At 61.3% G+C, this 14,474-nt stretch carries 10 protein-coding genes; 1 reads left to right on the top strand and 9 read right to left on the bottom strand.

The window, feature by feature from the left end; all coding sequences use genetic code 11:
• Positions 1-43: 43 nt before the first annotated feature.
• Both J3P91_RS02080 and J3P91_RS02075 read right to left on the bottom strand, forming a co-directional pair.
• Complete coding sequence (locus tag J3P91_RS02080; RefSeq protein ID WP_434602590.1) at positions 44-310, bottom strand: hypothetical protein; 267 nt, start codon at positions 308-310, stop codon at positions 44-46.
• Between the two features lie 20 nt (positions 311-330).
• Entirely contained in the window at positions 331-1,224 is an 894-nt protein-coding gene (locus tag J3P91_RS02075; protein ID WP_434602589.1) for a LysR substrate-binding domain-containing protein, read from the bottom strand.
• A 123-nt stretch (positions 1,225-1,347) separates the two neighbouring features.
• On the opposite strand from J3P91_RS02075, the gene J3P91_RS02070 reads away from it, so the two are divergent.
• Positions 1,348-2,625 (top strand): MFS transporter, encoded by a 1,278-nt coding sequence (locus tag J3P91_RS02070; protein WP_434602588.1) that lies wholly within the window; start codon positions 1,348-1,350, stop codon positions 2,623-2,625.
• A gap of 26 nt (positions 2,626-2,651) precedes the next feature.
• On the opposite strand, the gene J3P91_RS02065 is transcribed toward J3P91_RS02070, so the two are convergent.
• The 7 genes from J3P91_RS02065 to aroK form a co-directional block, all read right to left on the bottom strand.
• The gene (locus J3P91_RS02065) at positions 2,652-3,266 is read right to left on the bottom strand and encodes a cytochrome b (protein WP_434602587.1); all 615 of its coding nucleotides are present in this window, start codon (positions 3,264-3,266) and stop codon (positions 2,652-2,654) included.
• Between the two features lie 279 nt (positions 3,267-3,545).
• A complete protein-coding gene (gene hemE, locus J3P91_RS02060) occupies positions 3,546-4,613 on the bottom strand; it encodes a uroporphyrinogen decarboxylase (RefSeq protein WP_434602586.1) in 1,068 nt (355 codons plus the stop codon).
• Positions 4,614-4,865: 252 nt separating this feature from the next.
• A complete protein-coding gene (locus J3P91_RS02055) occupies positions 4,866-6,284 on the bottom strand; it encodes an FAD-dependent oxidoreductase (protein WP_305497346.1) in 1,419 nt (472 codons plus the stop codon).
• A gap of 33 nt (positions 6,285-6,317) precedes the next feature.
• Positions 6,318-10,766 (bottom strand): glutamate synthase large subunit, encoded by a 4,449-nt coding sequence (gltB, locus tag J3P91_RS02050; RefSeq protein ID WP_434570147.1) that lies wholly within the window; start codon positions 10,764-10,766, stop codon positions 6,318-6,320.
• A 350-nt stretch (positions 10,767-11,116) separates the two neighbouring features.
• Positions 11,117-12,703: an AAA family ATPase gene (locus J3P91_RS02045; protein WP_434570149.1), complete on the bottom strand. Its 1,587-nt coding sequence runs from the start codon at positions 12,701-12,703 to the stop codon at positions 11,117-11,119.
• A gap of 10 nt (positions 12,704-12,713) precedes the next feature.
• Positions 12,714-13,814: a 3-dehydroquinate synthase gene (gene aroB / locus J3P91_RS02040; protein WP_305497349.1), complete on the bottom strand. Its 1,101-nt coding sequence runs from the start codon at positions 13,812-13,814 to the stop codon at positions 12,714-12,716.
• A 138-nt stretch (positions 13,815-13,952) separates the two neighbouring features.
• A complete protein-coding gene (aroK, locus tag J3P91_RS02035; protein WP_181290818.1) occupies positions 13,953-14,471 on the bottom strand; it encodes a shikimate kinase AroK in 519 nt (172 codons plus the stop codon).
• Between the last annotated feature and the right edge of the window lie 3 nt (positions 14,472-14,474).

Genomic DNA, 14,474 nt, shown 5'->3' with positions numbered 1-14,474 from the left:
CCCTTGGGTGCCCTCTAAACAGTCCGGCTCAAAGACAGTCGGGCTACTCGGCTTGGATCAGCTTGCTTTCAGACACCCCGGCGCGACCGGTTTTGTCATCAACAACCTGCAGGTTGTTACGAGCCTTGATGAAACCCACTTTCACTTCCTGCCAGACGAAATAATTCTTGCCTGGTTCGGTGCTGAGCTTGAGCTCTGAGTCATTTTCCGCAGACGAAACCAGGGTTTGTTGACCAGCCGGCACCGACAGCATGAAGTACGACTTGGCAACAGTCTGCCCGACAGCCTTGCCGTTGAGCGTCTGCGCCACCGCGGTTCCGCGCGCAGAAGTCAACTCAAGGGATTGCTTGTCAACAGCGCCACAAACGCCTTTGCCATCGGCGAACGCTGGTCCTTGCGCTGGACCAGCCACACCGCCGAGACCGCCGCCGGGTCGAGCAATGACCGGTAGACCACGCCGTCGATACGCATGCGCTGGTAAGACGCCGGCAAGACCGAGACGCCCAGCCCCGCCGCCACCAGGCCGATGATGGTCATGGCTTCGCCCGCTTCCTGGGCGAAGTGCGGGCTGAAACCGGCATCGCGGGCCAGCGTCAGGAGTTGGGCGTAGAGACCGCTGCCGTAGCTGCGGGGGAAAAACACGAACGGTTCCTCGGCCAGCGAAGCGAGAAACAGGCCTTTGTCACTGCCCTGGGCTAACGGGTGCTTGGAGCTGAGCACAGCCACCAGGGGCTCGCGGCTGAGTTCGATTTCGCTCAAGGCGTCGGGAAGTGGCAGCGGACGCATGATGCCCACGTCGATGGCCTCGTCGAGCAACGCATCGGCCACTTGGGTGCTGCTCATTTCCCGCAGGTTCAGGTGGACTGCGGGAAAGCGCTGGCGAAAGGTGAAGATCGCCTGGGGAATGGTGGAATTGAAGGGGGCTGAGGAGGTGAAGCCGATTTTCAGCTCGCCCAATTCCCCCAACTGGGCGCGGCGGGCTACGTCGGCAGCCTTGTCGACCTGGGCCAGGACCCGGCGCGCCTCTTCGAGAAACAGCCTTCCGGCCTCGCTCAGTTCGACGCGACGGTTGGTGCGCTCGAACAGGCGTGCACCAATCTCTTGCTCCAGCGCCTGGATCTGTTGGCTCAGTGGCGGCTGGGAGATCCCAAGCACCAAGGCGGCGCGGCCGAAGTGCAGCTCTTCGGCGACGGCGATGAAGTAACGCAGATGACGCAGTTCCATGGACCTTACTCAATAAGTCTTACAACGTCTTAAACAGGTCGAACAATATATTGGATAGAAACATTAGCCGGCTATATGCTTTTTTCATTGCCTGCCAGGCCGTGCTCCCCTCCGAGGTCCATCGTGAAAACCGCTGCCGCTCCACTGGCCCATGAAATCCCGCCCCGCCCCCAGGATGATGCCGCTGCCGAGCTGAAAGATATCTATATCGAAAAAGGCACGCCGTTGTTCATGCGTACGGTGCTGGCGTTGTTTTGCGGCGGTTTTGCAACCTTCGCGCTGTTGTATTGCGTGCAACCGATGATGCCGCTGCTGTCGGCGGAATTTTCCATCAACGCCGCCCAGAGCAGCTTGATCCTGTCGGTGGCGACCGGCCTGCTTGCCGTCGGCCTGTTGGTCACCGGTCCGATTTCCGACCGCATCGGCCGCAAATCGGTGATGGTCGCTGCGCTGTTCGCAGCGGCGCTGTGCACGATCGCCAGTGCGATGATGCCCACCTGGCAAGGCGTGCTGGTCTTGCGCGCCTTGGTGGGGCTGTCGTTAAGCGGATTGGCGGCCGTGGCGATGACCTACCTGAGCGAAGAAATCCATCCCAGGCACATCGGCCTGGCAATGGGGCTGTACATCGCCGGCAACGCCATCGGCGGCATGTGCGGGCGGTTGATCACCGGCGTATTGATCGACTTTGTCAGCTGGCATACCGCGATGCTGGTGATCGGTGGCCTGGCCCTGGTTGCGGCGGCGGTGTTCTGGCGGATCCTTCCCGAATCGCGCAACTTCCGCCCACGCTCGTTGCATCCACGCAGCCTGCTGGACGGTTTCACCCTGCACTTTCGCGACGCCGGGCTACCCCTGCTGTTTCTTGAAGCCTTCGTACTGATGGGGGCGTTCGTCACGCTGTTCAACTACATCGGCTACCGCCTGCTGGCCGCGCCTTACCATATGGACCAGGCATTCGTCGGGTTGCTGTCGGTCGTGTACCTGTCCGGCATCTACAGTTCGGCCAAGGTCGGGGCCATGGCTGACAAGCTCGGTCGGCGGAAAATGCTCTGGGCGACCATCGCGTTGATGCTGGCGGGCCTGCTGTTGACGCTGTTCACGCCGCTCTGGCTGGTGATCATCGGCATGCTGGTGTTCACCTTCGGCTTCTTCGGCGCGCACTCGGTGGCCAGCAGCTGGATCGGCCGCCGCGCCCTCAAGGCCAAGGGGCAGGCTTCGTCGTTGTACCTGTTCAGCTATTACGCCGGTTCGAGTATTGCCGGTACGGCGGGCGGGGTCGCGTGGCACCTGGGAGGATGGAACGGAACCGGGTTGTTCATCGGCGCACTGCTCTTGGTGGCATTGCTGGTAGCCGTGAAACTGGCGAAGCTGCCGCCGCTCCCCGGCAACGTCCAGGGCTAGCTTCACTGACGCAATACCGCCTACGCTCACTGAATGAGCACGCCTACAGATTTCTTGAATGTCATCCGCCGTAGCACCCTGCGGCCAGAAGACTCATGCCAGACCACTGCGCAAATATGCAATGCGACGAGCAGCGCAAGCGCCAGGCAGGACAGAATGTGGAGGGTAAACGCCAGGTCGTTCAGTCGCTCGTCATCCAGCGGCTGGGGGATCTGGACGAGCCCGAACAGGCTGATCGGCGTTGTCATCATCAGCACGCCGGTGACCAGCACGACGCTGGTGACCAGGTAGATCACTGCATGTACCGCCAGCGCCAGGCTTTTATTGATGGTCGATGCCGCAGCCCGGATTTCAAGGTTGGAGAAAAACAACCAGAGTCGCCAGGTAAACAACGGAATCAATACCGTTGTCAGTGAAACATTAAGCGACCCAACCCATTGTTTGATCAAGACGGGCACCGGGACATAGGCCACATAAAAACCGGATACCAGCGTCCACAGGATAATGAAGGCCGATATCCAGTGCAGTAGTATCCGCGGTTTGGAATAGCTCGGAGGGCTTTTCTGCGGGCATTCGGGAAACAAGGGCAACGAAGAATCAAATCCTGCGATCGCGCTTCCCTTTAAAATTCTGGTTTTCATAAAGTTTCAGACCACTCGTCAAGAAGAACGACAATCAAGTCGTTCTTGGAGTCGCGTAGATTGTTCTACGCGTCCTATCACGGGAGGCGAAACCTTACAGAGACATTGACGTATTCTCTGTAGGAAAAATCTGCACTAGCTAAAGGATTTTTCCTTGTTTGAACTTCGTTAAAAAATAGAAACCCTTAACCTTGAAAAAGTTGTGACGAAACTAAAACACAATCGGCATAAAAAACCTGCCCGGCACAAGTCCGGACAGGTTTCAGGATGCCGCGATAATTACCCGTGATATTGCGCCGACAACTCATGCACCGCCCGCAGGAAGGCCCCGGCGTGTTCCGGGTCGACTTCCGGGGTGATCCCGTGACCGAGGTTGAACACGTGCCCGCTGCCCTTGCCATAACTGGCGAGGATGCGCCCGACTTCGGCACGGATGGCTTCTGGCTTGGCATACAGCACGGTCGGATCCATGTTGCCTTGCAGCGCGACTCTGTTACCGACGCGCTCGCGGGCATTGCCGATGTCACAGGTCCAGTCCAGGCCCAGGGCGTCGGCGCCGGCATCGGCGATGCTTTCCAGCCACAGCCCGCCGTTCTTGGTGAAAAGGATGACCGGGACTTTGCGACCTTCGTGTTCGCGAATCAGGCCGCTGACAATCTTGCGCATGTAGGCCAGGGAAAACTCCTGGTACGCCGCCGCCGACAGGTTGCCACCCCAGGTGTCGAAGATCTGCACCGCTTGCGCACCGGCCATGATCTGGCCGTTGAGGTAGGACGTGACCGATTGCGCCAGCTTGTCCAGCAGCAAGTGCATGGCCTCGGGGTTGTCGTAGAGCATGGCCTTGGTCTTGCGGAAGTCTTTCGACGAGCCGCCTTCGACCATGTAGGTCGCAAGCGTCCACGGGCTGCCAGAGAAACCGATCAACGGGACGCGGCCGTTCAGTTCGCGGCGAATGGTGCTGACGGCGTCCATGACATAGCCGAGGTCTTTCTGCGGATCGGGAATCGGCAACGCCTCGATGTCGGCCAGGCTGCTGACGACTTTCCTGAAGCGCGGGCCTTCGCCAGTCTCGAAGTACAAGCCTTGGCCCATGGCGTCAGGGATGGTGAGGATGTCGGAGAACAGAATCGCCGCGTCCAGCTGCGGGTAGCGATCCAGCGGCTGCATCGTGACTTCACAGGCGAACTGCGGGTTCATGCACAGGCTCATGAAGTCGCCGGCCTTGGCGCGGCTGGCGCGGTACTCCGGCAGATAGCGACCGGCCTGGCGCATCATCCACACCGGGGTGACGTCTACAGGTTGCTTGAGCAGGGCGCGAAGGAAACGGTCGTTCTTCAGGGCAGTCATGTCGGCATCCGGAAAAAAAGTGCGGGCATTTTCTCAGAGCGCGACGCAAAAGGCACGGCAAGAGCCGTGCCTTTTATCTATCGGGGCAATTTGTCGCGGTGGAACACAGTCGTCTAACACCACAAAACAACTGTGGGAGCGAGCCTGCTCGCGAAGAGGCCGGCACATCCAACATTGAAGTTAGCTGACAGGCCGCTTTCGCGAGCAGGCTCGCTCCCACAAGGGTTACTGCATTTGAGGCCTGGAGGCGGGTCAGACCTGCAAGTAATCCAGAATCCCTTCCGCCGCATTGCGGCCTTCGAAGATCGCCGTCACCACCAGGTCCGAACCGCGGACCATGTCGCCACCGGCGAAGATCTTCGGGTTGCTGGTCTGGTGCTTGTACTGGCCTTGTTCCGGGGCAACGACGCGGCCCTGGCTGTCGGTCTGGATGCTGAACTGCTCGAACCACGGCGCCGGACTTGGACGGAAGCCGAAGGCGATGACCACGGCGTCGGCCGGGATGATCTCTTCGGAACCGGGGATCGGCTCGGGGCTGCGGCGGCCACGGGCATCCGGTTCGCCAAGACGGGTCTCGACTACCTTCACGCCTTCGACCTTGTCTTCCCCGACAATCGCGATCGGCTGGCGGTTGTAGAGGAATTTCACGCCCTCTTCCTTGGCGTTCTTCACCTCTTTGCGCGAGCCCGGCATGTTCGCTTCGTCACGACGATAGGCGCAGGTCACCGACTTGGCGCCCTGGCGAATCGAGGTGCGGTTGCAGTCCATCGCCGTGTCGCCACCACCGAGTACCACGACTTTCTTGCCTTTCATGTCGACGAAATCTTCCGGCGACTTTTCAAAGCCCAGGTTGCGGTTGACGTTGGCGATCAGGAAGTCCAGCGCGTCGTAGACGCCTGGCAGGTCCTCGCCGGCAAACCCGCCCTTCATGTAGGTGTAGGTGCCCATGCCCATGAAAACCGCGTCGTATTCCTCAAGCAGTTGCTCCATGGTGACGTCCTTGCCCACCTCGGTGTTCAGGCGGAACTCGATGCCCATGCCGGTGAAGACTTCGCGACGATTGCTCAACACGCTCTTTTCCAGCTTGAACTCGGGAATGCCGAAGGTCAGCAGGCCACCGATTTCCGGGTTCTTGTCGAACACCACCGGAGTCACGCCACCGCGCACCAATACGTCGGCACAGCCCAGGCCCGCCGGACCGGCGCCGATGATCGCGACACGCTTGCCGGTCGGCTTGACCTTGGACATGTCCGGGCGCCAGCCCATGGCGAATGCGGTGTCGGTGATGTACTTCTCCACCGAACCGATGGTCACCGCGCCAAAACCGTCGTTGAGGGTGCAGGCACCCTCGCACAGGCGATCCTGCGGGCACACCCGGCCGCAGACTTCCGGCAAGGTGTTGGTCTGGTGGGACAGTTCGGCGGCTTGGAGGATGTTGCCCTCGGCCACCAGCTTCAGCCAGTTGGGAATGAAGTTGTGCACCGGGCACTTCCATTCGCAGTACGGGTTACCGCAACCCAGGCAGCGGTGGGCCTGGTCAGCCGACTGCTGGGGTTTGAAGGGCTCGTAGATTTCCACGAACTCTTTCTTGCGTTGACGCAACAGTTTCTTCTTCGGATCCTTGCGCCCGACATCGATGAACTGGAAGTCGTTATTCAGACGTTCAGCCATTGTTAAAACCTCATCAAACTCTTCAGGCGCATATCACTGCGGGTTGGCACGGGTGCTGGAAAGCAACGACTTCAGGTTGGCCGCTTTCGGCTTGACCAGCCAGAAACGACGTACGTAGTCATCGAGGTTCTCGGCGAGTTCACGACCCCACTCACTGTCGGTTTCCTCGACGTATTCGTTCAGCACGCGTTGCAGGTGGCTGCGGTAGGCTTCCATCGCCTCGCCGCTGATCCGCTGGATTTCCACCAGTTCGTGGTTGACCCGGTCGACGAAGCTGTTGTCCTGGTCGAGCACATAGGCGAAACCGCCGGTCATGCCTGAGCCGAAGTTGTAACCGGTCTTGCCCAGTACGCAGACGAAACCACCGGTCATGTACTCGCAGCAGTGATCGCCGGTGCCTTCCACCACGGTGTGGGCGCCGGAGTTACGCACGGCGAAACGCTCACCCGCGGTGCCGGCGGCGAACAGCTTGCCGCCCGTGGCGCCGTAAAGGCAGGTGTTGCCGATGATCGCACTGTCCTGGGTCCGGTAGACACTGCCCTTGGGCGGAACGATGACCAGTTTGCCGCCGGTCATGCCCTTGCCCACGTAGTCGTTCGCGTCACCTTCCAGGTACATGTTCAAGCCGCCGGCGTTCCAGACGCCGAAGCTTTGCCCGGCCGTGCCCTTGAAGCGGAACGTGATCGGCGCGTGAGCCATGCCCTGGTTGCCGTGTTTGCGGGCGATCTCGCCGGAAATCCGCGCGCCGATGGAGCGGTCGCAGTTGCAGATATTCAGCTCGAACTGGGCACCGCTCAGGTCATTGATCGCCGAAGCGGCCATGTCGACCATCTTCTCGGCCAGCTCGCCCTTGTCGAACGGCGGGTTGCGATCGACCTGGCAGAATTGTGGCTTGTCCGCCGGGATCAGGTCGCTGCCCAGCAACGGGGTCAGGTCCAGGTGATGCTGCTTGGCGGTCTGGCCTTCGAGCACTTCGAGCAGATCGGTGCGGCCGATCAGCTCTTCCAGCGAGCGTACGCCCAGCTTGGCCAGCCACTCACGGGTCTCTTCGGCCACGTAGGTGAAGAAGTTCACCACCATGTCGACGGTGCCGATGTAGTGATCCTTTCGCAACTTCTCGTTCTGGGTCGCCACGCCGGTGGCGCAGTTGTTCAGATGGCAGATGCGCAGGTATTTGCAGCCCAGGGCGATCATCGGCGCGGTACCGAAGCCGAAGCTCTCGGCACCGAGAATGGCGGCCTTGATCACGTCGAGGCCGGTCTTCAGGCCCCCGTCGGTCTGCACCCGCACCTTGCCGCGCAGGTCGTTGCCGCGCAGGGTCTGGTGGGTTTCGGCCAGGCCCAGTTCCCACGGCGCGCCAGCGTACTTGATCGAGGTCAGCGGCGAGGCACCGGTGCCGCCGTCGTAGCCGGAGATGGTGATCAGGTCGGCATAGGCTTTTGCCACGCCGGCGGCAATCGTGCCGACGCCGGCTTCCGCCACCAGTTTTACCGAGACCAGGGCCTTCGGGTTCACCTGCTTGAGGTCGAAGATCAGTTGCGACAAGTCTTCGATCGAGTAGATGTCGTGGTGCGGCGGCGGCGAAATCAGCGTCACGCCGGGCACCGCGTAGCGCAGCTTGGCGATCAGGCCGTTGACCTTGCCGCCAGGCAACTGGCCGCCTTCGCCGGGCTTGGCGCCCTGGGCAACCTTGATCTGCAGCACTTCAGCGTTGACCAGGTATTCCGGGGTCACACCGAAGCGGCCGGTGGCCACCTGCTTGATTTTCGAACTCTTGATGGTGCCGTAGCGCGCCGGGTCTTCGCCGCCTTCGCCGGAGTTCGAACGCGCACCGAGGCGGTTCATGGCTTCGGCCAGGGCTTCGTGGGCTTCCGGAGACAAGGCGCCCAAGGAGATGCCGGCGGAGTCGAAACGCTTGAGTACCGACTCCAGCGGCTCCACTTCGCTGATATCCAGCGGCGTGTCGAGGGTCTTGACCTTGAGCAGGTCGCGGATCATCGACACCGGGCGGTTATCCACCAGCGCCGTGTACTCCTTGAACTTGCCGTAGTCGCCCTGTTGCACGGCGGCTTGCAGGGTGTTGACCACGTCCGGGTTGTAGGCGTGGTATTCGCCACCGTGGACGAACTTCAGCAGGCCGCCCTGCTGGATCGGCTTGCGCGGGCTCCAGGCTTCGGCGGCCAGGGCTTTCTGCTCGGCTTCGATGTCGACGAAACGGGCGCCCTTGATGCGACTCGGGACACCACGGAAGCTCAGCTCGCAGACCTCTTCGGACAGGCCGATAGCCTCGAACAACTGCGCGCCACGGTACGAGGCGATAGTCGAGATACCCATCTTCGAGAGGATCTTGAGCAGGCCCTTGGTGATGCCTTTGCGGTAGTTCTTGAACACCTCGTAGAGGTCGCCCAGCACTTCACCGGTACGGATCAGGTCGCCCAGCACTTCGTAGGCCAGGAACGGGTACACCGCCGAGGCGCCAAAGCCGATCAGCACCGCAAAGTGATGCGGGTCGCGAGCCGTGGCGGTTTCCACGAGGATGTTGGAATCGCAGCGCAGGCCTTTTTCGGTCAGGCGATGGTGCACCGCGCCGGTGGCCAGCGAGGCGTGGATCGGCAGCTTGCCGGGCGCGATATGACGGTCGGTCAGGACGATCTGGGTACGACCGGCACGCGCGGCTTCTTCAGCCTGATCGGCGACGTTGCGGATCGCCGCTTCCAGGCCGACGCTTTCGTCGTAGTTCAGGTCGATGACCTGACGTTCGAAGCCCGGGCGATCAAGGTTGGTCAGCGAGCGCCACTTGGCCGGGGAGATGACCGGCGAGCTGAGGATCACCCGCGAAGCGTGTTCCGGCGACTCCTGGAAAATGTTGCGCTCGGCACCGAGGCAGATTTCCAGGGACATCACGATCGCTTCGCGCAGCGGGTCGATCGGCGGGTTCGTCACCTGGGCGAACTGCTGGCGGAAATAGTCATATGGCGTGCGCACGCGCTGGGACAGCACGGCCATCGGCGTGTCATCGCCCATGGAGCCGACCGCTTCGTAGCCCTGCTCGCCCAGCGGACGCAACACCTGGTCACGCTCTTCGAACGTCACCTGGTACATCTTCATGTACTGCTTGAGCTGGTCGACGTCGTAGAAAGCCGAGCCGTGGTCGTTGTCTTCCATGGTCGCCTGGATGCGCAAGGCATTCTTGCGCAGCCATTGCTTGTACGGATGACGGGACTTGAGACGGTTGTCGATCGCGTCGGTGTCGAGGATCTGCCCGGTCTCGGTGTCCACGGCGAAAATCTGCCCAGGGCCCACGCGGCCTTTGGCGATGACGTCTTCGGGCTGGTAGTTCCACACGCCGATTTCCGACGCCAGGGTGATGAAACCATTGGTGGTGGTGACCCAGCGCGCCGGACGCAGGCCGTTACGGTCGAGCAGGCACACCGCGTAGCGACCGTCGGTCATGACGATACCGGCCGGGCCGTCCCACGGCTCCATGTGCATGGAGTTGTATTCGTAGAAGGCGCGCAGGTCCGGGTCCATGGTTTCGACGTTCTGCCAGGCTGGCGGAACAAGCATGCGCACGCCACGGAACAGGTCGATGCCGCCGGTCACCATCAGTTCGAGCATGTTGTCCATGCTCGAGGAGTCAGAGCCCACGCGGTTGACCAGCGGGCCGAGCTCTTCGAGGTCCGGCATCAGGTCATTGGCGAACTTGGTGCGACGGGCCAGGGCCCAGTTGCGGTTGCCGGTGATGGTGTTGATCTCGCCGTTGTGGGCGAGGAAACGGAAGGGCTGGGCCAGCGGCCATTTCGGCAGGGTGTTGGTGGAGAAGCGCTGGTGGAATACGCAGATCGCGGTTTTCAGGCGCTCATCGCTCAGGTCCGGATAAAAGGCGGTGAGGTCCGCCGGCATCATCAGGCCTTTGTAAATGATGGTCTTGTGGGAAAAGCTGCAGATGTAGTGGTCGGTGTCAGCGGCGTTGGCCACGGACGAACGACGACGGGAGCTGAACAGCTTGATCGACATTTCCTGGTCGCTCAAACCTTCACCGGCAATGAACACTTGCTCGATCAACGGCAGGCGCTCAAGGGCCAGGCGGCCGAGGACGCTGGTGTCGATCGGCACTTTGCGCCAACCGACCAGTTGCAGGCCGGCGGCGAGGATCTCGCGGTTCATGTTCTCGCGAGCGGCTTGTGCCTTTACCGGGTCCTGGTTGAAAAACACCATGCCCACGGCGTACTGCTTGGGCAGGGTCACGCCAAACGTTTCCTGGGCGATGGCACGCAGGAACTCGTCAGGCTTTTGAATCAGCAAGCCACAGCCGTCGCCGGTCTTGCCATCGGCGTTGATCCCACCACGGTGGGTCATGCAGGTCAGGGCCTCAATGGCCGTTTGCAAAAGGGTATGACTGGGCTCGCCCTGCATATGGGCTATCAGGCCGAAACCGCAGTTATCCTTGAATTCATCTGGTTGGTACAGACCTGCTTTCATAGACACTTTCTCACCAGGCTGCCTCTTAGCGAGGCAAATTTCTTTTCAATTCAGCCAGTTGCGTGCCGCGCCGAACGTACGCCAGCTTTGCGGGGGCAAAAGGGAGGTCATTGTACACACCGACACAGAGGCTCACAAATTTGACGACGAACTGTCGCAAATCCATGTCGCATTTGTGAAAGGTTTAAAGCTATATGCTGTGCTAGTCAAAACTTTTTTGGGTTCGACCGCTACGACTCAAACGCTACTGTGACGCAGACACCACAAGGCGCGCGGCCTGAAAGGTCGCCCGCCCTTGCGGAAATTTTGAGGTTGCCGGGAGAGGCGGCCTGGGTAAGGCCGCCGAATCATCAGCGAGTTGCTGCCAATTCCTGTTGGACGCTGGCGACAGTGCGAGGCCAAGGTTTACCAGCCTGAACCTTCGCTGGCAAGGCCTTGATGGCGGAAACGGCTGCGTCACGATTGGCAAAGCTGCCGTAGGTGATGACATAAAGCGGCTTGCCGTTGAGCACTTTCTTGAAATAACGGTACTCGCCGCCCTGCTCCTTGACGAAGTTCTGCGCAGTGGCTTCGGAGCTGGTGCCGAGGATCTGCACCACGTAGTTGCCCGGTGCCTGACCTGCGTACCAGCTACCGCCCGTGGCTTTGGCCGGGGCGGCGGCAGGCTTGGCCGCAGGCGCCGGTGCTGGCTTGGCCGCTGGGGCGGCCGGGGTCGGGGCCGGCTTGGCGGTGGCGACCTGGGTTGGCGCAGGGGTCGGTTTGGCGGCCGGGGCAGGTGTCGGCGTCGGTGCCGGACCGGCCGGCACGCCCGCAGGTGGTGCCGTGGTGGTCACGGTTGGCGGCACGTCGCTGCTGTCATCGATCGGCGGCGGCGCGCCATCATCGCCTTCGGTGATGCCCCCCGCGGCCTCTGCCAAGGGACCGCGCATGACCGGTTGCGACTGGCCGACCAACGGCAGCGGCATCGGCTGGGTATTGCCGGCAAACTCCACCGCCGGCGCACCACCGTTGGGTTGCGGCGTGCCCTGACCGAGAGGCAGCTGTGCCTGTTCGTTGGCAGGTGCGCCGGTGGTCGGTGCCTTGTTGCGACCTGGCATCAGCCAGGCGGCGGCCACCGCAACCACGACAACGGCGGAAATCGCCAATACGTGTTTCTTCGGCATGTTGAACCCCATACTTGGACGCTTCACCGCTGAGCGGCTGGCGATCATGATTTCGATCAGAGCATCTCGGGCCACCTGGTTGATGTTGCCAGGCCAGCCGTCGGAGCTTTCGTGAATCTCAGAGATCTGATCCGCGGTGAAAAGTTCGATACCCCGGCCAGCCCCCTCCAGCCGCTGGGCCAGGTATTCACGGGTTTCTTCCTCGGTGTAGGGCGCCAGTTCGATAACGTGGAAACGCTCTTCCTCGAGCTCCAACTGGTCCAGCTCGGCGATCAGCGACGACTCACCGAACAGGAACACATGAGGACGGCCTTCCGGCGCGCCGGCAGCCAGGGCCAGCAGTGCCTCCAGGGCCGATTCGTCGAGTTGTTCGGCATCGTCCACCAGCAGGTAGACTTCCTGTCCGGTGAGCGCCAATTGTACGATCTGGTCCAGAATCGCGCCGATTTCCGCCTGGGCGACATTCAGAGCCTGGGCCACCTGGCGCAGCACACCCGCGGCATCACCCGCACCACGGGCCGATACCACCACGCTTTGCACCGACTGCTTGTTGGTACTGGCCACCAGGGCCTGGCGCAGCAAGGTCTTGCCACTGCCCTGGGGGCCGGTGACCACCAGCAGCAATTGGCTGTAGCGGGCCAGATGGTGCAACTGGCCCAGCACTGGCTTGCGTTGGGCAGGGAAAAACTTGAAGCCCGGGACCCGCGGAGCGAAAGGGTCATGACTCAATTGGAAATGGCCGAGGAACGCCTCGTCGGCATGCAGACTAGTCATCGGAATCTTATTAACCTTTAAGCTGAGCCAGGGCGCGGTAATCCGCTCCCAGCGTGGCCTGTAGAACCTCTTTCGGATAATCGTCGGTCACTACCGCTTCGCCCATGCGGCGCAGCAGCACCAGACGCAGACGACCGTCGATCACTTTTTTGTCGATTGCCATGTGTTCAAGAAAATCCGCCTCGGTCATTTCTTCCGGCGGAACCACCGGCAACCCGGCACGTTGAAACAGGCGAATACCACGATCGCGTTCCTGCTGGCTGATCCAACCCAGGCGCGCGGACATTTCCAGGGCCATGACCGTCCCTGCGGCAACGGCCTCACCGTGCAGCCAGACGCCATAGCCCATATGGGTTTCGATGGCATGACCGAAGGTATGGCCGAGGTTGAGCGTGGCACGCACACCCGATTCGCGCTCATCGGCACCGACCACGGCAGCCTTGGCTGCGCAAGAGCGCTCGATCGCGTAAGTCAGGGCCTGCTGATCCAGCGCACGCAGGCGGTCGACGTTTTCTTCGAGCCAGCCCAGGAACGGCTCGTCGCAGATCAGCCCGTACTTGATCACTTCAGCCAGGCCTGCGGACAGTTCACGGGCCGGCAACGTCTTGAGGGAGGCGGTGTCGATAAGCACCACGTTGGGCTGATAGAACGCGCCCACCATGTTCTTGCCCAGCGGATGGTTGATGCCGGTCTTTCCGCCCACGGACGAATCGACCTGCGATAGCAGCGTGGTAGGAATCTGGATGAAATCCACACCGCGTTGATAGCACGCTGCGGCGAACCCGGCCATGTCGCCGATCACGCCGCCGCCCAGGGCTACCACCGTGGTGCGACGATCATGACGCGCAGTCAGCAGGCCGTCGAAGATCAATTGCAGGGTTTCCCAGTTCTTGAACGCTTCACCGTCGGGCAGTACGACGGAAATGACGGAAAAAGCCGACAGGCTGCGAGTCAAGCGTTCCAGATATAAAGGAGCGACGGTTTCGTTGGTGATGATTGCGACTTGCCGTCCGGCGATATGCGGCGCCAGCAGTTCGGGCTGGTCGAGCAAGCCTTCGCCAATATGAATCGGGTAGCTGCGCTCGCCCAGGTCGACCTTAAGTGTCTGCATGTGTCCCCACAGTGAAGATGAAATCAGGCATCCCTACCTGCAATTAACGAAGTCCACGGTGTCTCAGTTAATGGCCATCCGCCACAACCCAGTCGAGCCAAAACGGGACGTCGAGGATAGCGCATTTCGCTCGGCGCATTAACGGGGTGGCAGTTGCTGAAGGCGATCGAGAATTTCCAGCACCACCATCCGTGGCGGCCGTTCATCGGTTTCGATGACCAGGTCGGCAATTTCCCGATACAGCGGATCACGCAATTCCAGCAGGTCCCGCAGCGTCTTGGCCGGGTCGGCGGTGCGCAACAGCGGCCGGTTGCGATCACGGGCGGTGCGACCCACCTGCTGTTCGACTGACGCGTGCAGGTAGACCACCCGTCCGCCGGCATGCAGCGCCCGACGATTGGCCTCGCGCATGACCGCGCCGCCACCGGTGGCCAGCACCACGCCTTCGAAACCGCACAGCTCGGCAATCATCGCCTGCTCGCGGTCGCGAAAGCCCGGTTCGCCTTCCTTATCGAAGATCCATGGGATATTGGCGCCCGTGCGCAATTCAATTTCCTTGTCGGAATCTTTGAATGGCAGGCGCAGCTCTTTGGCCAGCAAACGACCGATGGTGCTTTTTCCAGCCCCCATCGGCCCAACAAGAATCAAATTTCGCACAGA

Source organism: Pseudomonas sp. Z4-7 (genome assembly GCF_051131965.1).
GTDB lineage: Bacteria > Pseudomonadota > Gammaproteobacteria > Pseudomonadales > Pseudomonadaceae > Aquipseudomonas.
The sequence above is the reverse complement of the archived record's forward strand: the minus strand, read 5'-3'. Positions and strand labels throughout refer to the sequence as shown.